The sequence below is a fragment of the Tenacibaculum profundi genome, assembly GCF_052050075.1.
GTDB lineage: Bacteria > Bacteroidota > Bacteroidia > Flavobacteriales > Flavobacteriaceae > Polaribacter.
In genome coordinates, this window is the sequence record NZ_CP197225.1 from 2,342,270 (window position 1) to 2,364,418 (window position 22,149).

17 protein-coding genes are annotated in these 22,149 nt (G+C 31.3%); 11 read left to right on the forward strand and 6 right to left on the reverse strand.

Going from position 1 to position 22,149, the window contains the following annotated elements; translation table 11 throughout:
• Window positions 1–72: 72 nt before the first annotated feature.
• Window positions 73–543, reverse strand: coding sequence for a hypothetical protein (locus tag ACSIGE_RS09490; protein ID WP_440879636.1), 471 nt, complete (start codon window positions 541–543; stop codon window positions 73–75).
• 100 nt (window positions 544–643) lie between these two features.
• Between ACSIGE_RS09490 and ACSIGE_RS09495 the strand changes: the two genes are divergently transcribed.
• Both ACSIGE_RS09495 and ACSIGE_RS09500 read left to right on the forward strand, forming a co-directional pair.
• A complete protein-coding gene (locus tag ACSIGE_RS09495; RefSeq protein WP_440882199.1) occupies window positions 644–1,753 on the forward strand; it encodes an NAD(P)/FAD-dependent oxidoreductase in 1,110 nt (369 codons plus the stop codon).
• A gap of 1 nt (window position 1,754) precedes the next feature.
• Window positions 1,755–2,207: a 3-oxoacyl-ACP synthase gene (locus ACSIGE_RS09500; protein WP_440879637.1), complete on the forward strand. Its 453-nt coding sequence runs from the start codon at window positions 1,755–1,757 to the stop codon at window positions 2,205–2,207.
• 151 nt (window positions 2,208–2,358) lie between these two features.
• On the opposite strand, the gene ACSIGE_RS09505 is transcribed toward ACSIGE_RS09500, so the two are convergent.
• The 3 genes from ACSIGE_RS09505 to ACSIGE_RS09515 form a co-directional block, all read right to left on the reverse strand.
• Complete coding sequence (locus tag ACSIGE_RS09505) at window positions 2,359–3,294, reverse strand: ABC transporter ATP-binding protein (protein WP_440879638.1); 936 nt, start codon at window positions 3,292–3,294, stop codon at window positions 2,359–2,361.
• 100 nt (window positions 3,295–3,394) lie between these two features.
• Window positions 3,395–5,473, reverse strand: coding sequence for a M13 family metallopeptidase (locus tag ACSIGE_RS09510; protein WP_440879639.1), 2,079 nt, complete (start codon window positions 5,471–5,473; stop codon window positions 3,395–3,397).
• An 18-nt stretch (window positions 5,474–5,491) separates the two neighbouring features.
• Window positions 5,492–7,657, reverse strand: a complete 2,166-nt coding sequence (locus tag ACSIGE_RS09515; RefSeq protein ID WP_440879640.1) for a prolyl oligopeptidase family serine peptidase — start codon at window positions 7,655–7,657, stop codon at window positions 5,492–5,494.
• Window positions 7,658–7,980: 323 nt separating this feature from the next.
• On the opposite strand from ACSIGE_RS09515, the gene trxA reads away from it, so the two are divergent.
• The 3 genes from trxA (at window position 7,981) to ACSIGE_RS09530 (ending at window position 12,151) form a co-directional block, all read left to right on the forward strand.
• Window positions 7,981–8,340, forward strand: a complete 360-nt coding sequence (gene trxA, locus ACSIGE_RS09520) for a thioredoxin (RefSeq protein ID WP_440879641.1) — start codon at window positions 7,981–7,983, stop codon at window positions 8,338–8,340.
• Window positions 8,341–8,620: 280 nt separating this feature from the next.
• Window positions 8,621–9,592 (forward strand): ribonucleotide-diphosphate reductase subunit beta, encoded by a 972-nt coding sequence (locus ACSIGE_RS09525; protein WP_440879642.1) that lies wholly within the window; start codon window positions 8,621–8,623, stop codon window positions 9,590–9,592.
• A gap of 174 nt (window positions 9,593–9,766) precedes the next feature.
• Complete coding sequence (locus ACSIGE_RS09530) at window positions 9,767–12,151, forward strand: ribonucleoside-diphosphate reductase subunit alpha (protein WP_440879643.1); 2,385 nt, start codon at window positions 9,767–9,769, stop codon at window positions 12,149–12,151.
• Between the two features lie 542 nt (window positions 12,152–12,693).
• On the opposite strand, the gene ACSIGE_RS09535 is transcribed toward ACSIGE_RS09530, so the two are convergent.
• Window positions 12,694–13,008 carry a hypothetical protein gene (locus ACSIGE_RS09535; RefSeq protein ID WP_440879644.1) on the reverse strand — a complete coding sequence of 105 codons (315 nt, stop codon included), beginning with the start codon at window positions 13,006–13,008 and terminating at the stop codon, window positions 12,694–12,696.
• Between the two features lie 155 nt (window positions 13,009–13,163).
• Between ACSIGE_RS09535 and ACSIGE_RS09540 the strand changes: the two genes are divergently transcribed.
• On the forward strand, window positions 13,164–14,498 hold the full coding sequence (locus tag ACSIGE_RS09540) for a deoxyguanosinetriphosphate triphosphohydrolase (protein WP_440879645.1): 1,335 nt from the start codon (window positions 13,164–13,166) through the stop codon (window positions 14,496–14,498).
• Window positions 14,499–14,590: 92 nt separating this feature from the next.
• Window positions 14,591–17,743, forward strand: a complete 3,153-nt coding sequence (locus tag ACSIGE_RS09545; RefSeq protein ID WP_440879646.1) for a PA domain-containing protein — start codon at window positions 14,591–14,593, stop codon at window positions 17,741–17,743.
• A gap of 20 nt (window positions 17,744–17,763) precedes the next feature.
• On the opposite strand, the gene ACSIGE_RS09550 is transcribed toward ACSIGE_RS09545, so the two are convergent.
• Window positions 17,764–18,333, reverse strand: coding sequence for a DUF3109 family protein (locus ACSIGE_RS09550; RefSeq protein ID WP_440879647.1), 570 nt, complete (start codon window positions 18,331–18,333; stop codon window positions 17,764–17,766).
• Window positions 18,334–18,488: 155 nt separating this feature from the next.
• On the opposite strand from ACSIGE_RS09550, the gene ACSIGE_RS09555 reads away from it, so the two are divergent.
• From ACSIGE_RS09555 to ACSIGE_RS09570, 4 genes are all read left to right on the forward strand, one after another.
• Window positions 18,489–19,070 carry a MarC family protein gene (locus ACSIGE_RS09555; RefSeq protein ID WP_440879648.1) on the forward strand — a complete coding sequence of 194 codons (582 nt, stop codon included), beginning with the start codon at window positions 18,489–18,491 and terminating at the stop codon, window positions 19,068–19,070.
• A gap of 3 nt (window positions 19,071–19,073) precedes the next feature.
• A complete protein-coding gene (locus ACSIGE_RS09560; protein ID WP_440879649.1) occupies window positions 19,074–19,685 on the forward strand; it encodes an NAD(P)/FAD-dependent oxidoreductase in 612 nt (203 codons plus the stop codon).
• The gene (locus tag ACSIGE_RS09565; RefSeq protein ID WP_440879650.1) at window positions 19,682–20,596 is read left to right on the forward strand and encodes a glutaminase; all 915 of its coding nucleotides are present in this window, start codon (window positions 19,682–19,684) and stop codon (window positions 20,594–20,596) included. The genes ACSIGE_RS09560 and ACSIGE_RS09565 overlap by 4 nt, the downstream gene beginning before the upstream one ends.
• A 139-nt stretch (window positions 20,597–20,735) precedes the next feature.
• Window positions 20,736–22,013, forward strand: a complete 1,278-nt coding sequence (locus ACSIGE_RS09570; RefSeq protein ID WP_440879651.1) for an amidohydrolase family protein — start codon at window positions 20,736–20,738, stop codon at window positions 22,011–22,013.
• Window positions 22,014–22,149: the final 136 nt, after the last annotated feature.

Sequence of the window (22,149 nt, forward strand, 5' to 3'; positions counted from 1 at the left end):
AAATTTAATTTAAAGCTATAATAAATAAAAAAGACACTTTAAAGTGTCTTTTTTATTTATTATATAATTTTTTTACTGCATCATTACATGTCTATCTTTCTTAAGGCTGCTAATTTTATAAAATTTTATTGTGCCGTGTTCTTTATAGCTTAAAATAGCCTCATTTTCTTTTAATTCGAAAGGAAACTTTTCTTGTTTTCCATTTTTAATCTCTTTACTTTCAAGTGTTGCTTTGTCAAAAAGAAATCTTGGATTTTGGGGAGATGTATTATATCGTCCCATAATATATTTTACTCCACTTTTTATTTCTATGACAGCTTTTGTAATTCTATTTTGAAAGTACAATTTATCAAACTCAATTTTCTTTTTTGAAGAAAAGGTTAAATGTATATCTAAAGAATTATTTCCAGCTCTACCTCCAGTAACATTTTTATAAATAGCACTTTTTATAGTAAATGGAGGATTATTTTCAAATTTTTGACTAACACATTGGCTAAAACTTATAGCAAAAAAGCAGGTATATATTATATTTATTGTTTTCACGAGAATAAATTTAAATGTATAACTTATTTAATTCTAAGCAAATTATTTTACATATTTGCTAAAAACACGTAGCAAAGTACTAATTTATTATTAAAAAATGATGGATTATAGTTATTGGGAGGTAAAAGAGTGGTTTAAGAATATTGATTTTACTATTGTAGGTAGTGGTATTGTTGGTTTGAATTGTGCTTTCTATTTAAGACAAAAATATCCAAATGCAAAGATTTTAATTATTGAAAAAGGAGTTTTACCACAAGGAGCAAGTACAAAAAATGCTGGTTTTGCTTGTTTTGGGAGTCTTTCGGAGCTAATTGATGACATGAAAAGACATACTGAAGAAGAGGTTTTTAGTTTAGTGAAAAAAAGATTGGAGGGTTTACAACTTTTAAAAAAAAACTTAGGAGAAAAAGAAATAGCCTATCAAAAACATAAGGGGTATGAATTATTCTTCAAACCCGAACTTTTTGATGAATGTTTAGATAAAAAAAATAAGGTAAACTCTTTATTACAAACATTATTTAAAAAGCCAGTTTTTAAGATTGACAAAAACATATTTAATTTCAAGCAGATTTATAAAAACTATATTACGAATAACTATGAAGGACAGATAGATACTGGTAAAATGATGGCAGCATTATTGAAAATGGTAATAAATTCTAATATTCAAATTTTAAACGCTACAGAGCTTATAGCGTATGAGGAAAATTTAAATGAGGTTATTGTAAAAACGAATAAATTTGAGTTTACCTCAAAAAAACTGTTGTTTGCAACGAACGGATTTAGTCAAAAATTACTTGATGAAGAAGTAAAACCAGCAAGAACACAAGTTTTAATCACAAAACCAATAAAAGATTTATCAATAAAAGGTACATTTCATTTAGATAGAGGGTATTATTATTTTCGAAACATAGATAGTAGAATACTTTTGGGTGGTGGAAGAAACTTAAATTTTAAGTCAGAAGAAACTACTGTTTTTGCACAAACAGATTTGATTCAAAATAAATTAGAAGCTATTTTGAATAATATTATTTTGCCAAATCAAAAAATAGAAATAGAACGACGATGGAGTGGTATAATGGGCGTAGGAAGTAAGAAAAAAGCAATTGTTAAACAGATTTCTAATAATGTTTATTGTGGTATTAGATTGGGAGGTATGGGGGTTGCTATTGGAAGTATTATTGGTAAAGATTTAGCCGAAATGGCGTATTAATATGGAGAAATTAAAACAGGTATTGTATCAAAAATGTATTGATTTTGTTAATAAAAGAGAAGAAACAATTCAAAAATTGATAGCGTCTAATAAGCAAGCACTACTTTCTGAGACCAAAAGTTCCGTAGGAGATAAGCATGAAACTGGTAGAGCTATGTTACAGTTGGAACTAGAAAACATTAGCCAACAACTTGAAGGAATTACAACAATGAGAAACACACTTGCTAGAGTCAACATTTATAAGAAGCCAGAAATAGGTTGCCTCGGGAGCATTATTATAACAAATAAGGGAAATTACTTTTTATCCGTTTCAGCAGGACAAATTAGGTTTAATGAGGAATTGTATTTTGCTGTTTCTATTTCTTCTCCAATAGGAAAATTGTTTATAGGTAAGTGTCTAGGTGATGTTGTTCAGTTTAGAGGAGATAATATTGTTTTAGAAAATATTTTATAAGTTGCAATAAATTTTTGTTTCGAGTTTCGAAAGAAATAGATGTTTTCTTTAATTTTAAAAACAAGTAAACTTCTTTTTTAACAAAAAAGAAGTAGGGTGTCTGTAAATAAGAATGTTGTATAATTGATGAGTGTCAATAGCATCAGTTGTTTTAATCATAACAGTTTTGCAATTTTAGCAGGACTGTTTTTTTTTCTTCAATATAATAAAGATTTTCAAAAAATAAGGGTTGTCCATTAAAAATGGATTCAACTAACCAATGAGATCCCTTGAAATAAGACTTTAAAACATAGGCTTCTATTGTTCCTTTATCATCAATTTGTAATTGATGAGGGTAAACCAATAGCTTTTTGTTATTTATTGTAATTTCATTGATATCGTCGAATAAGGAACAAACATATTTTTTTTTCCCTTTTCTATAAAGATTTATTGGTGTGTCATATTCAATGATCTTATGGCTTTTAATAATCATTATTTTATCACCAAAAGATAAGGCATCATCACCATCATGGGTAGCAGTAATACAAGCGATATCTTTTTCTTTCAAATAGTTAAATAATTTCCTTCTAAGTGAATTTTTTTTGAAGTTATCGATTTGGCTAAACGGCTCATCAAGTAATAGAAGTACTGGTTCTTTAGCTAAAGCTCTAGCAATAGCGACACGTTGTTGTTGACCTCCACTTAAATTTTTCACTTTGATATCTATGAATTCTTTCATTTCAATTACTTCTAGTAATTCTTCTATTCGCTTATTTGCTTCTTCTAGATGAAAACGAGACAAAAACTTAGCAATATTTTCACCAACAGTTGTATAGGGCATTAAATCAAAATCTTGAGCGACGTATTTAAAAAAATCTATCCCTGGAACTAGATGAAAATTCGGACCTAAAATTTGTTCTTGATTCCAGAAGAGTGTTCCTTTATCCACATCGAGTAACCCATATATTATTTTAAGGAGTGTAGATTTTCCACAACCACTCTCTCCCATTATACATAAATGTTCTCCTTTATTTAAATTGAAGCTTATATCTTCAAGAGTTTGTTTCTGGTTTGAGTATTGGAAAGAGATATTTTTTACTTTAAGCATTTAGCAAAAATAAGAAATCAATAGTCAAAATATAACTTTGATAAACTACTAAGAGAAAGAAAAAAGCCAACATTTTGTTGGCTTTTTTTATAAAAAAGAGTTACCATATTCTAACTCTGTCTTCCGGTTTTAAGTACATATTATCCCCTTCTTTAACATCAAAAGCATCATAAAAAGCGTCAACATTTTTTAGAGGCATATAAGCACGGTACATTCCTGGAGCATGCGGATCGGTCATAATTAAGTTTTTGAGAGCTTCGTCTCTTATTTTTGTTCTCCAGATTGTTCCCCACGAAAGAAAGAATCTTTGTTCCGGAGTAAAACCATCAATATCTTTTGGACGACCATTTTTCGTCAAGAATATTTGAAGTCCTTCATAAGCTGCCTGAATACCACCTAAGTCTCCAATATTTTCACCCAAGGTAAACTTACCATTCAAGTGCATACTGTCGATAGCAATAATGTTATCGAACTGAGCAATTAATTTTTCACCAGCTTTTCCAAATTTCTCTGAATCTTCTTCGGTCCACCAGTTTTTTAAGTTCCCGTCACCGTCAAAACGGGCTCCCGAATCATCAAAACTATGAGAAATTTCGTGTCCAATCACAGCACCTATACCACCATAGTTAACAGCTTCATCGGCTTTGTAATCATAGAAAGGAGGTTGTAAGATAGCTGCAGGGAATACAATTTCATTATTGACAGGGTTAAAGTAAGCGTTTACTGTTTGAGGTGACATTCCCCATTCAGTTCTATCTACTTCTTTTCCTAGTTTCCTAATATCTTTGTCAAAGTTCCATTTACTTACATTAATTGAGTTTTCAAAGTAGCTACCTCCGTTTTTAAGACCTTTTATTTGCAGTTCAGAATAATCTTTCCATTTATCTGGATAGGCTATTTTTATTGTCAACTTGTTTAGTTTTTCCAAAGCTTTAGTCTTTGTTTCGGCACTCATCCAAGGTAATGCATTAATTCTTTTTTCAAATCCAAGCATTACATTGTCAATCATTTCTTTAGCTTTTTTCTTAGCTTCTGGGGGAAATTTTTTATCTACATATAATTTTCCTAAAGCTTCACCAATAGCTCTGTTAAGACTTCCTAAAGCACGTTCATCTCTTGGACGTTGTTCTTTAGCTCCTCTCATTTCTTTACTGTAAAATTTCCAGTTAGCCCTTTCTAAATCGGTAGACAATGTTCCTAGTGAATTGTTAATGATATTCCAACGAAGTACTAGTTTGATGTCCTCAACCGGACGATTTTTAAGGATAGTATTCATTGCTTTGAAATACCCTGGGTCAGTTACAATAACTTTATCTATTGATTCAACCCCTAATCCTTTTAAGTGAGCTTCCCAGTTTATAATAGGAGATAGTTTGGATAACTCTTTTATTGTCATTGGATTGTATATTTTCCGTGTATCTCTTCTTTCTTCCTTGGTCATTCTTGGTTCTGCTAGACTTTTTTCAAACGCTACAATAATGGCCGCATTTTTTTTAGCAATCGTTTCGTTAGTACCAAATTCTTGTAGCATTTTAGCTATAAAATCTTGATACTTCTCTAGTTTGTCTTTTACTTTTTCATCGACATAGTAATCTCGACTTAGACCTAGACCATCAGCTCCCATGTATCCAGCATTTATATTGCTGTTTTTAAGATCGTTAAATACGCCAAAGCTATAAAAACCAATTCCACCAAATGGAGCCATGTTAGTGATGAACTGTTGGATATCATCAAAACTTTTAATTTCATCAATTTTTTTTAAGAAAGGAAGTACAGGGCTTTTTCCAGCTTTATTTCTAGCAACCGTATCCATGATAGTTTCATAATAGTTTACCGCTTTTTGTTGGTCAGAATCAATTTCATTGCCATTAGAATCTTTTATTTTTGGAAAGTTCCCTTCTTCTATTGCTTCGTTTAAAATAGCAAGAACATCAGTATCTGTTTTTTTTCTCAGCTCTCCAAAACCACCCCAAGAAGTTCTATCTGCAGGAATTTCAGTTTTATCTACCCAGTTTCCGTTTACATATCTAAAAAAATCGCTTGTTGGTTTTACCGTGGTATCCATATTTTCTAGTGCAATTCCCTTAGTTTTTTTCTCAGGTTTTTGCTCTGTTTTACATGCAGTTATACCTAACGAAGCAATTACAGTTGTAAATAATAGTTTTTTTAATACTTTCATTTTTATGTTTAATATTTGTTAAGATTTTATTTTTGAATTTGATATGTTGGGTAGGTTCTCAAAACCCATATTAAATAATGTGAACCCAAATATATCAGCGTATTGTTCGATAGTCTTTGCTACTGGGGTCCCTGCACCATGCCCCGCGTTTACTTCAACTCTAATTAGCACTGGATTATTTCCTTTTTGTTTGTCTTGTAGTTCGGCGGCAAATTTAAAACTATGCGCAGGGACTACTCTATCATCATGATCCCCTGTAGTGATTAATGTTGCTGGATATTCTGTTCCTACTTTTACATTATGAACAGGTGAATAGCCTTTTAAATACTCAAACATTTCTTTGCTTTGTTCAGAAGTCCCATAATCATAAGCCCAACCTGCACCAGCAGTAAATTTATGATATCGTAACATGTCTAACACGCCAACAGCTGGTAGCGCAACTTTAATTAAGTCAGGACGTTGTGTCATGGTGGCTCCTACTAATAAGCCGCCATTTGACCCCCCTCTAATTGCTAAGAAATCAGATGAAGTATATTTATTTTTAATCAAATATTCTGCTGCTGCAATAAAGTCATCAAAAACATTTTGTTTCTTAAGTTGAACCCCCTCTTTATGCCATTCTTTCCCATATTCACCGCCACCTCTTAAGTTTGGTACAGCATAAACTCCACCTTGTTCCATCCAAACAGCATTAGCTATGCTAAAATTAGGAGTCAAACTGATATTAAATCCACCGTAACCATATAAAATTGTAGGGTTTTTTCCATTTAATTCAAGCCCTTTTTTATGAGTAATAATCATAGGAATTTTAGTTCCGTCTTTTGAAGTAAAGAAAATTTGACTACTTTCATAGTCATCAGGATTAAATGAAATAGAAGGTTTCCAATAAACTTTATAAGTTCCATTTTCTGTATTGTATTTGAATGAAGATCCAGGGGTATTATAATTGGTAAATGAAAAGTATAATTCTTGTTCTTCTTCTTTTCCGCTAAAGCCATTAACAGTACCAACTCCTGGTAATGTTATTTCACGGATAAGTTTACCATTAAAAGCATATTGAAAAACTTTAGAAACGGCATTAACCATATAGTTGGCAAAAATATAACCACCTCCTTTTGTAGGTGATAATACATTTTCAGTTTCGGGAACAAAGTCTTTCCAGTTTTCAGGAGAAGGGTTATTTGCATCAACAGTAACTATCTTTTTATTAGGGGCATTTAAATTTGTTACTAAATAAAGTTTACTTCCTTTATTATCTATAATATATGTATCACTATCAAAGTTGTCGATTATTGGTGATAACTTATTGTTTTGGTCTTTTAAGTCTTTTATAAAAAGTTTATTTCCAGAGGTTGATGTAGAAGCTGAGATTATAAGATATCTATTGTCTTCGGTTATTATTCCACTTACATAGCGATGTTTTTCGGATGAGATTCCACCAAAAATCACTTTATCAGAACTTTGAGGAGTACCTAGTTTGTGAAAGTATAATTTGTGTTGGTCTGTTTTAGCAGATAAAACACTTCCTTGTGGTTTATCGTAGCTTGAATAATAAAAGCCTTCTTTTCCTTTCCAAGAAATTCCACTAAACTTAACATCAACTAAAGTGTCTTCTTTGATTTCTTTAGTCTTTGTATCCATTATAATTATTTTTTGCCAGTCACTTCCACCCTCTGAAATTGAATAGGCTAAAGTTCCTCCATCCTTTGTGAATTGTAAATTTCCTAAAGATGTTGTTCCATCTTTCGAAAAAGTATTAGGGTCTAAAAACACCTCGTCATTACCATTTTTGTCGATCCTGTGAAGAACATATTGGTTTTGAAGTCCATTGTTTTTAAAATAATACGTAAAATCTCCTTCTTTGAAAGGAACGGAGACTTTTTCATAATTCCAAAGTTCTGACAAACGATTTTTTAATTGATCACGATATGAAATTTTACTTAAATAATTAAAAGTAACTTTATTTTCTGTTTTCACCCAATCTTCTGTTTCGGCGCTTTTATCATCTTCTAGCCAACGATAATTATCAATTATACGTGTTCCAAAATAAGTGTCAGTAATTGGTTTTTTATTTGTTTTAGGGTATGTCACTAAGTTATTTTTTTTAGTTTCTTTTTGAAGTGTTTTCTTACAAGATGCAATGACGAAGACTACCGTAAGAATTGAAAATATAATTTTTTTCATGATATAGAAATGGTTCGAAAATTCTCTCAAAGTTAGATGAAAAAAGTACCTGATTGTTATGTTTTATGACGAATTTAACATAAAAAGGTATAATAAATGGAAGAATATGTAATTTTTTAATATTTTTTTATGCTTTAAAAAAGTGTAAAAAAATAGTTAAGAAGCATGGTAGATTCTAAAAAAACATACAGATATTTTATAACTTTTTTGAAAAATTTTTTTAAAACAAAAAAGGAGCGATATTTTTATCTTTACTTATTTGTATGATTACAATGTAATTTGTCACTTAAGTGAACGACTAAAATGAAAACAAATAAAATAAAATGATAGAAAATTTAACAAAAGAAACATTTTTTGAGAAAGTATTTAATTTCGAAAAAAATAAAAATTGGAAATATGAAGGAGAGTTGCCAGCAATTGTTGATTTTTATGCTGACTGGTGCGGACCATGTAAAGCGCTTACACCAATATTAGAAGATCTGAGTAATGAGTATGAGGGTAAAATTATAATTTACAAAATAGATACCGAAGCACAAAAAGAATTAGCAGCTGCTTTCGGGATTAGGAGTATTCCATCAATGCTTTTTTGTCCAAAAAAAGATGAGCCTCAAATGGCACATGGAGCATTACCCAAAAATCAAATTAAAAAAATAATTAATGAAGTTTTGAAGGTAAATAAGTAAGCATAAAATGAATAATTTTTTCACTTTGTTTTTTTAAATATGATGTTTTAATAAATGCAGTAAAAATCACTACATAAAAAAGTTTAAAAAAAATAACTATTTGTATTATAGTGTTTTATATGGTTTAAGAGGTTGGGGTTTTTTAACCGAAAATATAAGCTTTGTTAAAAACTTCAAGGGTTTTGTGAATAAGTAACGCTTTCAATTTTTAGTAAAATTTTCAATCTTTGTTCATCCTTTAGAATGAGTAAAAGTAACCGATAAAATATTAGTTTAGAAAATGACGTCCATTGAACCAATTTTAGAAGAAAACAAAGACAGATTTGTGATATTTCCAATTCAACATAATGATTTATGGGATTGGTACAAGAAACAACAGGCGTGTTTTTGGACTGCTGAAGAAATTGACTTACATTCAGATTTAAATGATTGGAATACAAAGTTGAATGAAGACGAACGTTATTTCATAAAACATATTTTGGCTTTTTTTGCGGCCTCAGATGGAATTGTAAATGAAAATTTAGCCGAAAATTTTGTGAATGAAGTTCAATATTCTGAGGCGAAGTTTTTTTACGGTTTTCAAATTATGATGGAGAATATACACTCAGAAACGTACTCTCTATTAATTGATACTTACATTAAAGATGAAAAAGAGAAAAACAATCTTTTTAGGGCTATTGAAGTCTTCCCGGCAATTAAAAAGAAAGCAAACTGGGCATTGAAATGGATAGATTCTGATTCTTTTGCTGAAAGATTAATTGCCTTTGCAGCAGTTGAGGGAATTTTCTTTTCAGGGTCATTTTGCTCTATTTTTTGGTTAAAGAAAAGAGGTTTATTACCAGGACTTACTTTTTCCAATGAGTTAATATCACGTGATGAAGGAATGCACTGTGATTTTGCTGTACATTTGCATAATAATCACTTGATTAATAAAGTTTCAAAAGAAAGAATAAAAGAAATCATAGTTTCTGCTCTTGACATTGAACGAGAATTTATAACCGAGTCATTGCCCGTAAGCTTAATAGGAATGAATGCTAAGTTAATGACTCAGTATTTGGAGTATGTTACAGATAGGTTGCTATTAGAATTTGGCTGTGAAAAAGTTTTTGAATCTACAAACCCATTTGATTTCATGGAAATGATTTCTTTAGAAGGTAAAACTAATTTTTTCGAAAAAAGAGTTGGGGAATATCAAAAAGCTGGAGTTAAATCTGGAGGAACAGGAAGCATCAGTTTTGATGCGGATTTTTAAAAAGAGATCTTATTATACCGCTATCCCCTGTGCGTGGTAATGCTATAAAATTAATTTTTTATTGATTTTATAATCAGTTTCATAGACAAAGAAACCATCATTTATATTATTGTAGGTTTCTCAGGATCTGCCTGGGATATCCTTAAAAGCAACGTTAAAGACCCATATTTAAATATGTATGTAGTAAAAAGAGACGGTAGAAAAGAGCCCGTAATGTTTGACAAAATCACTGAAAGAGTGCGTAAAATGTGCTATGGTTTAAATAACATAGTAGATCCTGTAAAGGTAGCAATGCGTGTGATAGAAGGACTTTACGATGGAGTAACTACTTCTGAATTAGATAATTTAGCTGCTGAGATAGCTGCAACAATGACCACAGCGCACCCTGATTATGCTAAGTTAGCAGCAAGAATAGCTGTATCTAATCTACATAAGAATACAAAAAAGTCATTTTCAGAAACAATGACAGATTTGTATAATTATGTAAATCCACGCACAGGTAAGGAATCTCCTTTGTTAGCAGATGATGTGTATGACATCATTATGAAAAATGCGAATAAATTGGATTCAACGATAATTTATAGTCGAGATTTTAATTATGATTATTTTGGTTTTAAAACACTCGAACGTTCCTACCTGCTAAAATTAAATGGTCAAATTGTTGAAAGACCACAACAAATGTTGATGCGTGTCTCTATCGGAATTCATAAAGATGATATTGATGAGGCAATTGCTACATACGAATTGATGAGTAAAAAGTATTTTACTCACGCAACACCAACTCTTTTTAATTCTGGTACGCCAAAACCTCAAATGTCTTCTTGTTTTTTACTACAGATGCAAGACGATAGTATTGATGGTATTTATGATACGCTGAAACAAACAGCTAAAATTTCGCAGTCTGCTGGAGGTATTGGTTTGTCTATTCATAACATTCGTGCAACAGGTTCTTATATTAGTGGGACAAATGGAACATCAAATGGTATTGTGCCAATGTTACGAGTCTTTAATGATACTGCTAGATATGTTGACCAAGGGGGAGGTAAAAGAAAAGGATCATTCGCAATGTACTTAGAGCCATGGCATGCTGATATTTTTGATTTTTTAGATTTAAAGAAAAATCACGGTAAAGAAGAAATGCGTGCCCGTGATTTATTTTATGCAATGTGGATTTCTGATTTATTTATGAAACGTGTACAAGAAGATGGAGAGTGGACGTTAATGTGCCCTCATGAATGTCCACACTTATATGATACATATGGAGAGGAATTTGAACGTCTGTATACAAGTTATGAAGCAGCAGGTAAGGGAAGAAAAAAAATAAAAGCTCGAGAGTTATGGGAAAAGATTTTAGAATCTCAAATTGAAACGGGTACACCATATATGCTGTATAAAGATGCAGCAAATCGAAAGTCGAATCAGAAAAACTTGGGTACAATTAGATCATCAAACTTGTGTACTGAAATTATGGAATATACAGCAGAAGACGAGGTTGCTGTATGTAATTTAGCTTCTATCGCAATTCCAATGTTTGTAGCAGAAGATGAAGCTGGTAATAAGTTTTTTGATCATCAAAAATTATTTGAGGTAACAAAAAAAGTTGTACGAAATTTAGATACTGTTATTGATAGGAATTATTATCCAGTAAAAGAAGCAGAGAATTCTAATTTTCGTCATCGTCCTGTTGGACTAGGGATTCAAGGACTTGCTGATGCGTTTATTATGCTACGTCTTCCATTTACTAGTGATGATGCTAAAAAACTTAATCAGGAAATTTTTGAAACATTATATTTTGCAGCAGTAACTTCATCTATGGAGGTAGCTAAAGCAAAAGGAGCCTATTCTACATTTAAAGGTTCTCCTATGTCTGAAGGAGAGTTCCAGTATAATATGTGGGGAGTGAAAGATGAGGAATTAAGTGGAAGATGGGATTGGAAAACATTGCGTAAAGATGTACTAGAGTACGGTGTAAGAAACTCTTTGTTAGTAGCTCCAATGCCAACAGCTTCAACGTCTCAAATTTTAGGCAACAATGAAGCTTTTGAACCATATACATCAAATATTTATACTCGAAGAGTTTTATCAGGTGAGTTTATTGTTGTCAACAAACATTTGTTAGAAGATTTAGTAGATTTAGGTCTATGGGATAATGACATGAAAGAGGAAATAATGAGGGCCAATGGTTCCATTCAGCATATAAGATCTATACCACAGAATTTGAAAGAATTATATAAGACAGTTTGGGAAATGAGTATGAAAGATATAATTGACATGGCTAGACAAAGAGGGTATTTTATAGATCAATCTCAATCACTAAACCTTTTTATGAAGGATCCAGATTTTGGAAAGCTAACATCAATGCATTTTTATGCCTGGAAATCAGGTTTGAAAACAGGAATGTATTATTTGAGAACTAAATCTGCTGTAAATGCGAAACAGTTTACGTTAAATGTAGAAAAGAAGGAAGAGGATAATATATTAAGTCCAGAAGAATTTAAAGCTATGATTGAAGCTTCTAAAGATGCAGGACCAGACGATTGTTTAATGTGCGGATCTTAAAAAGGTAAAAGTTTTTATATTTTTAAAGAGAGATGTTGTTTTAACATTTCTCTTTATTATTTAAAAAGATATCCCATTACTAAAATAAAAAGACCAACTATAGTAGCTGATGATGAAGTTATAAGTGTTATAGACACTGTATCATTAGGACGGAAATCTATGACTTTAAAAAATCCTAAAGCAATTATAATAAATAAAACGAGAACGACAATAGTAAAATAATATAAGAAGACGAAGGTTCTAAAAGCGTATTTTTTAAGTCCTTCTCTATCTTGATTTCTGTCCAGTATTTCTTGCTTGTTAAGCAACGAATTTGTATGAATCTAGCGTGTGTTGAAATGATCTTTTTCAGATTCAACAAGTAGAATATCTAATTTTGATTTAGGCATTTTTTAAATAACTTTGTAAATTATTAACAAACTTGTCATAATATTTTCTTACAAGATCATTGTTAAATGATGTTATTTTTACGGTATATGTAAAACATTCAAGATGTTGCTAATTCCTCAGTAGAAACGTCTCGATATAAGTTCCAAGTTAATTTAACTACGTTTTTTGTTCTCAATATCCACAACTTTAGGTTTTAAGAAACTTTTCCAGTTATTTCCTGTTACAACAGATTTAGATGTAATGTGTGATGATTTAAAGGGTTTAAACTCGTTATTAATACTAGGAATTATTGATACGTATTTCCTGGTTTCTATATTATCGTCACCGAATAAAGGTCGTTCTAAAAGTGACAAGGAAAGTCCTTGAGCTAGATATATGATCTTAACTCGCCTCATATTTGTTATATGAAGGTTTGAGTCTTTTGACAGCTTTAAAAATTCATTGGCAACAGCAATAGTTGTTCGCATATTATTTTAGTTAATAAACATAACATGTTTTTAATAAAAAACCTGTATCATACAAAGGCAGTCAATTTTAAAGTAATAATTTTACTTCATAGGAAAACAGTCCATAAAAGAGGTTCTTATAAAAAGAATAAATATTTTTGTAAAAAAGTTTTAAAATGAACTGGGAGCAATTATTATCATTAAAAAGATTTGGAGATACTCAAAAAAGACTAAGAGCAGAACAAGATGAAACGAGACTTGGTTTTGAAGTTGATTTTGATAGAATCATATTTTCCTCTGCTTTTAGAAGCTTACAAGATAAAACACAGGTTATTCCTTTGTCAAAGACTGATTTTGTTCATACAAGGTTGACTCATAGTCTTGAGGTATCTGTTGTTGGGAGAACCCTTGGAAGAAGAGTTGGTAAAGAGTTGTTAAAAAGACATCCTAATTTAGTTAGATTAGGTTATACGTTCAATGATTTTGGGGCTATTGTAGCAGCTGCAGCTGTAATGCATGATATAGGAAATCCTCCTTTTGGCCATTCTGGTGAAAAAGCAATTGGAGAGTATTTTAAAACAGGAAATGGAGTAAAATTTAAAAATCAATTGAATAGACTGGAGTATCAAGATTTAATTGATTTTGAGGGAAATGCTAATGGGCTTAAAATTTTGACTGAAAAAAGAAAAGGGAGTGAAGGAGGTTTAAGGTTATCTTATGCAACATTAGGAGCTTTTATAAAATACCCTAAAGAAAGCTTACCGAAAAAACCTACTACGCATATAGTTGATAAAAAATATGGTTTTTTTCAATCTGAAAAAAAAGCTTTTTTGGATCTTGCGGAAAACCTTGGGCTTAAGAAGAAAGGGAGTGAAGGAATTTCTTACTTTCGACATCCTCTTGCATATTTGGTTGAAGCTGCCGACGATATTTGTTATACGATTATTGATTTTGAAGACGGAATTAATCTAGGACTTATTGAAGAGGCTTATGCATTAGAGTACATGTCCAAGTTAACTAAGCATATTAATAGGGAAAAATATTACGCATTAGAACATAAAAAAGATAGAACAGGTTATTTGAGAGCTTTAGCAATAGGGTCTTTAATTGATGAGGCAGTAACTATTTTTTTAGATAATGAAGAAGCAATTTTAAATGGAACATTCGAAAAGGGGTTGATGGATAAGTGTAAGTATGAAGCTCAAATTAATGATATTATTAACAAGAGTATTGAAAAAATATATAAGAGTAATGAGGTAATAGAGAAAGAAGTAGCAGGTTATAGGATAATCGCTGATATTCTTGACGTATTTATCACTGCACTTAATAATAAATTTTATGAAAATTCAACTAATTACGATCGTTTAGTTTTGAATCTTTTACCAGAAGAATATCAGCATGAAAAAGAATATTTATATGACAGAATTATGCAAGTTTGTAGTTATGTGGCTGGACTGTCAGATGGGTATGCAATTCGTTTGCATAAAAAGCTTAGAGGCGATGTAGTGTAATTCAACTTCACTAAAAACCCTTCCATGGTTTTTTTAATGTTTTAATCTAATTTTTTGTTAAGTTAATTACCTTTTATAAAAAACTAGATAGCATGAAAAAAAAACAAATATTATACTTAATAACAGGATCTTTAATTCTTATGACTTCACCGTTTCTCCTAGTCAGAGAAAGTACATCAGTTGACATATTAAGAACAAAACATACTGAATTTTTAAAAAACCATGAATTTCAGAAGTTAATAAAATTAACTAAAGAAGAGAGAATATCTAGGGGACTTCCACCAAATCCTTATTTCGAATACAAATATTTATCTGAAATTAATCCTGTTGATGGGTTCGTTCACAAAGAAAATATTTTTAAAGTTCAAAAAATGTTAGAAAAAGACAGGAGAATTAAAAAAGAAGTAAATATTGATAGTCCAGGAGGGGAAAATACTCCGTGGATTGAAAGAGGGCCAGATAATGTTGGAGGAAGAACTAGAGCTATCATTTTTGATCCAAATGATCCAACAAAAGAGACTGTATTTGCTGGAGGGGTTAGTGGGGGACTATGGAAAAATACAAATATTTCAGATTCGAATTCAAAATGGGAAAGAATAGGAATTCCGGAGAACCTAGCCGTTTCATGTATTGCAGTTGACCCAAATAATTCAAAGATTTTTTATGTAGGAACTGGAGAATCATATGTTGATGGAGATGTTAATGGTAATGGTGTTTGGAAGTCTACAGATGGAGGAAGCACTTGGACACATATTTTTGGAGGTAGTACAGGTAATTCCTTTTTAGATACAGGAACATCTTTGGTTGTTAACACTCCTACTTTTATATCAGGAAGGTATACAGCAGTAATAGCAACTTTTGGAGGTGAGTTAAATGATTCAATTACAGGTGATTTGGTTCTTGTGGATGATGGTGAAGCTCCAACCGATGATGCATGTGAAAACATTTTAAATGCGGGGGACATTAATGGAAAAATAGCCGTCATAAAAAGAGGTTCATGTAACTTTGATGATAAGGTGGTAAAAGCGCAGAATTCTGGGGCTATTGCAGTGATCATGGTTAATAATATTTCAGGAGATCCGATCGCTATGAGTGGGGATGATTCTTCTATAACGATCCCTGCACTTATGATTTCATTGGAAGATGGTAACTCATTAATTAGTTCTTTAGGTTCAACTGTAAATATAACTATGGAAAAAAGTGAGGGAATTGGAGTTAGGTTAGTACCAGGTATTCACCATATAAATGATATAGCTGTAAGAAATATTAATGGTCAGTCAGAGGTTTACGTGGCTGCTGGAGAATCGGGATACTTTAGTTCTTCTAGTGTTGCGATTATTGGAGGGGATTCTTTTGGTGTGTATAAGTCAACAGATGGAAGTAATTTTACCCAAATCAATTTACCCAGCACTAGTAATGGAAATAAATATGAACCAAATAATATAGAAATTGCTGCCAATAATTCAATATACCTGAGTACTATTAACTCAAGAACTTATCAAGATGGAGGAGGTTGTATTTTTCATTCTTTTGATGGCAACAATTTTGTGTTGAAACACACAATTTCAGGTGGTTTAAGAACAGAGATATCGCTATCATCATTCAACGAAAATGTAGGGTATATTTTGGTTCAGACAAGTGAAGATCCTGTTAAAATTTATAAAACTACAGATGGGTTTTCAACAGTAAATTCAGTGTCATTACCAAATGATGCAGATACTGATATACCAGCAAATGACTTTACAAGGGGGCAAGCGTTTTATAATTTGATCATTAAGGTAGATCCAAATAATGATGATATTGTCTATATAGGTGGTATTGATTTATTTAAATCACTAGATGGAGGAAATTCATGGAGTCAACTAACACATTGGTATGGTGGTTTTAATTTTCAAGAAGTTCATGCGGATCAACATGGTATTGCTTTTGCCTCCTCGCAAAAGATACTTTTTAGTAATGATGGAGGAGTTTATTATTCTTCTAATTCAGGGACTAATATTCAAGCAAGAAATAATAACTTTAATACTCTCCAATTTTATACTATTGGAGTGGCACCGACGACTGCTTTTGAAGGGGATGAGTATTTTTTAGCAGGAGCTCAAGATAATGGTACTCAGCTAATAGCAAACGCAAATGATGGAATTAACAGTTCAATTAGTGTTTCAGGAGGAGATGGGGCAGCTAGTTTTTTTGATTTAGATGGGACAGATAGATACTTTGTAACTAATTACGTTTTTAATTCGTCAATTGGTTTTTTTAACTATGATACAGGGTCTCCTAAATTAATAAACTCAGAGGAAGAATCAAATGGAGATTTTATAAACCAAGCAGATTTAGATTCAAATTTAAACATTTTATATACAAACTATTCAGTTGGAAATATTTACAGATTAAGGAGATATAGCGATTTAAAAGGAGATGTATTAAAAACAATACTAACTGATCCTATTATGAATGCTAGTCCTTCAGTAATAAAAGTATCGCCCTACACATCTCAATCGAGCAAGTTGTATTTAGGTTTGAAAAATGGAAAGCTACTTGTTGTCAGTGACGCCGATACTGTAGCACAATGGTCAGAAATAACAGGGAGCGATTTTGTTGGTTCTATTTCTGATATTGAGTTTGGGAGAGATGAAAATGAAATTTTTGTAACAATGCATAATTATGGTGTTCAAAATATTTGGTATTCTGATGATGGTGGTATTTCTTGGTCCGCTAAAGAAGGAAATTTTCCAGATATTCCCGTTAAAACTATTCTACAAAATCCCCTAAATAGAGAAGAGGTCATTATTGGAACTGATATTGGAGTTTGGAAAACTTCAAATTTCATGGCTATTTCTCCAGAATGGTTTCAATCCTATAATGGTATGAGCAATGTTCCTGTTTTAGATCTTGATTTGAGAGATGATAATACCGTTTTCGCAGCAACCTATGGAAGAGGGATTTTTTCTGGAAAATTTACAGGTGAAACTGCTTCAATTAAAGATGTTGATAATCAAATGGAAGATTTTACTATTTTTCCAACCATTTCAGATGGTAATTTTATTATCTATGGTGACGAAAAATTGAAAGATGTTGAATTACAAATATACAGTCTAAAGGGACAAAAAGTTTATAACAAGCAACTCGACTTTACAATAGATAAAAAGATTGATATAAACACTAGTTTAAGTTCAGGTATTTACTTTGTGAATATTATTGATTCAAAAAATAGAAAGAGATCAAGGAGAATTATTGTAAAATAGTTAATGCTGTTGAATAAAATTTATTTTATTCTTTGTTCGGCAATTTTTACTAATTCATCGTACCAGTCTTGTCCAAACCTTCTGGTTAAAGCTTCCTTTAGGAATTTGTATACAGGGACTTTAAGTTCTTTGCCAAGTGAACATGCATCGGAACATATTTCCCAATGGTGATAATTTACTGCTGAGAATTCACTATATTCTTGAATTCTTACAGGGTATAGGTGACAAGAAACAGGTTTCTTCCAATTTATTATATTTTGGTTATATGCTTCTTCTATTCCGCACAAGGCAGTACCTTTATCATCAAATGTAACATATGCACATTCTGCACCATTTATAAGCGGTGTTTCTAGTTCATTAAAATCATTTGAAATCCATTTTCCTTGCTTCTCAATAGCCTCGACCCCTTCTTGTCTTAGAAAAGGTTTGACTTTCGGATAAATTTCATCTAAAGTTTTTGTTTCTTCTATCGATAAAGGAGCTCCAGCATCTCCTTCAATGCAACATATTCCTTTACAGGCAGATAGATTACAAACAAATTCTTTTTCTAAAAGATCTTCTGAGACTATGGTTTTTCCTAACTGAAACATATATATCGAATTACTAAAATACTTTTAATAGAATGGTTTTTATGAACAAAGAGATTCTATTTAAAAAAAAGTATGTTAGGTTTATGTAAAATTTTTACAAAAATAGTAGTTTGTTAGAATACTTATCTAATTTTGTAGTCGAAAAACAAAAGATCATGAATTTTATTTTAAAAGAAATTTTTACTGCATTTATGGTTTTATTTGCAGTAATTGATATTGTAGGTAATGTTCCAATCATCATTGACCTTAGGAAAAAAGTCGGTCATATTCAGTCTGAAAAAGCATCAATAATTGCAGGCTTAATTATGATAGTATTTTTATTTGCCGGGCAAAGATTACTTGGGTTTATTGGAATTGATGTCAATTCTTTTGCTGTAGCTGGTGCATTTATTTTATTTTTTATTGCTTTAGAAATGATTTTAGGTATAACATTATATAAAGAAGATGAAGAGGAAGCACTTAATGCAACTGTATTCCCAATAGCTTTTCCATTAATAGCAGGTCCAGGTAGTTTAACTACATTACTTTCATTAAGAGCAGAGTATGCCTGGGAAAATATTTTAGTTGCGGTTCTTTTTAATGTTCTCTTTATTTATATTGTTTTGAAAACATCTGCGAGAATAGAGAAGTTAATAGGAGCCAATGGAATTAAAATTATTAGGAAGGTATTTGGAGTTATTTTATTAGCTATATCAGTGAAACTTTTCGCAGCCAATATCAAAATACTTTTAGCTTAGACTATGGATTTTGATGTTTTAATTATAGGGGGCGGGGTTGCTGGTATGCAGTGTGGTCTTGTTTTAGGCTCAGCCTTAGAAAAAGAGTATGCTAAAGGAAAAAAAGTAGGAATCATTATTCACCAGAAAGCATCACATTTACAAGAAGCTTTGTTTAATAATGTTCTCGGGCTTCCAATAGGAACACAAGGTAAAGATATTCTTAATAAAGGAATGATACATTTAGAAACCCAGTATCCAGAGGTAGTTCAAATTTCAAACGAAAAAGTCACTGCTGTACTTGATGTTGGTGTTGGTTATAAAGTTGTATCGAACAAAAGAACCTATACTACTAAAGTGGTAGTACTAGCTTTAAATTATGCTAAACCTTTTGATATAGCCGGACTTGAACAATACATAGAAAGGCATTCTAGAGCAAATGCAGTAAAAGATAGGATTCAGTTGAGAAACTTTAACCACTTAATTAAAGAGGGTTTATATGTTTGTGGAACTCTTGCTGGATGGAGAAGCCAATTTGCAATTGCTGCGGGTAGCGGAGCTAGTGTTGCTACAGATATTTTAACTGTTTGGAATCAAAATATTCCAACAAAAATACATGATAAGATAAAAAAATGAGTTTCGATACCATAATAAAAGAGATTTATGAAGAAATAAAGCAAATAGATAATATAGGAAAAATAGCCTCGTATATTCCTGAATTATTAAAAGTTGATTCTAATAGTTTTGGAGTTTATTTTTCTTCAAACAAAGGAGATAACTTAGGTGTTGGAGATTATCAAGATAAATTTTCAATACAAAGTATTGCTAAGGTTCTTTCTCTTTCTTTGGCCTATAGTATAAAAGGCGAGCTTATATGGGAAAGATTAGGAGTAGAGCCATCAGGCACAAGCTATAATTCACTAACGCAATTAGAAACTGATCGTGGAATCCCAAGAAATCCTTTTATAAACGCTGGAGCAATTGTGATCACTGATATTTTAATTAGTAATCTACCAGAATACAGAAAAAGTTTTTTAGATTTTGTACAGGCTCTTTCTGGCAAAAAAACAATAAACTATTCTGAAAAAATTGCGGCTTCAGAAAAAGAAGTAGGTTATAGAAATATTGCTTTATGTAATTTTATAAAGTCTTTTGGAAATATAAAAAATAATCCAGAGGATGTATTAGATTTTTATTTTGATATCTGTTCACTTGAAATGAATTGCGAGGAATTATCGACTTCCTTTTCATTTCTTGCCAATCAGGGAATAAATCCATATAATAATACACAAATACTCACCAAGAGTCAATCCAAAAGAATTAATGCTTTGATGCAAACTTGTGGTTTTTATGACGAATCTGGTGAGTTTGCTTTTAAAGTTGGTCTTCCCGGAAAAAGTGGTGTAGGAGGAGGAATTGTTGCTATACACCCAGGTGAATATGTAATTTCTGTTTGGAGCCCCAAATTGAATAAAAAAGGTAATTCATTTAAAGGAATACGGTTTCTTGAAAAATTTACTACTGAATCAAGGTTTTCTATTTTCTAGTTTGTTTCTAACAACAACTTTTATTTTAATAGTATTATATTTAGATTTATAAATTAATATAATCTTTACTTAATTAAATAATTTCTCATATGCATTCATTGTATATGAGCGTTGTTTTTAATTGAAATAACTAAAAGAAATGAAAAGAATATTCATATTATTTATCTTTTTATTAAACACGGTTTTACTAGTAGGTCAAAGTACTTATATATACTGTGGAAAACTCATTAACACTAAAAAAGGAATTATTGAAAAAGATAAAACAGTTATTATTACGTCGAATCGAATCGAAAATGTTTTAAATGGCTTTGTAAAACCTAAGAATGAATCTGATAAAATAGTTGATTTAAAGGAGAAATACGTTATGCCTGGACTTATTGATATGCATGTTCATATAGAAAAAGAATTTGGTCCAAAATCACGCTTAAAACGCTATATCTTGAATGAGGCAGATATTGCTTTTAATTCTGTTGGGTTTGCGAAATCGACATTACTAAATGGTTTTACTACGGTAAGAGATTTAGGAGGTACTGGTGTCAATATTTCCATTAGAAATGCTATTAATGCAGGTAAAATCCTTGGACCAAGAGTGTTTACTGCCGGAAAATCTTTAGCAACAACAGGAGGACATGCCGATCCTACGAACGGTAGCAGTAGGGGACTCATAGGAAATCCAGGTCCAAAGGAAGGGGTTGTAAATAGTGTAGAGGATGCAAAAAAAGCAGTTAGACAACGCTATAAAAATGGCGCAGATTGTATTAAAATTACTGCTACAGGAGGTGTTTTGAGTGTAGCTAAAAGCGGAGACAATCCACAGTTTACTATTGAAGAAGTAAAAGCAATTTGTGATATGGCTAGAGATTATGGAATGCATGTTGCAGCACATGCACATGGTGATGAAGGTATGAAAAGAGCTATTTTAGGTGGTGTTAAGACAATAGAACATGGAACTTATATGAGTGAAGAAACCATGGAATTAATGAAAAAGCACAATGTTTATTTAGTTCCTACAATTACCGCAGGAAAAGAGGTTGAAGAGAAGGCAAAAATTAAAGGTTTTTATCCTGCAATTGTTGTTCCAAAAGCTTTAGCCGTTGGGCCGCAAATTCAAGGAACTTTTGCCACGGCATATAAAAAAGGTGTAGGAATTGCATTTGGTACAGATGCTGGCGTATTTAAACATGGTAATAATGGTAAGGAATTTAAATACATGGTTGAAGCAGGAATGCCTGCTATGAAAACCATACAGTCAGCTACTGTAACAAATGCCAAAATATTGAAAATGGAAAATAATATAGGTCAAATTAAAAAAGGATTTTATGCTGACATTATTGCGGTAGATCAAAACCCTTTGAAGAATATTGAAACTATGGAAAAAGTTAGTTTTGTAATGAAAGATGGCGTGGTCTATAAATAAAAGAAACTATTTTTTAATTAAAATAATCATAATTATAAAATAACTAAGTTGAAATAATCTGCTTGTATCCAGGTAATATAAGTAATAATGATCGAGGTTTAGTATTATTTCAGTGGAATACGTATGAAGTGTTTAT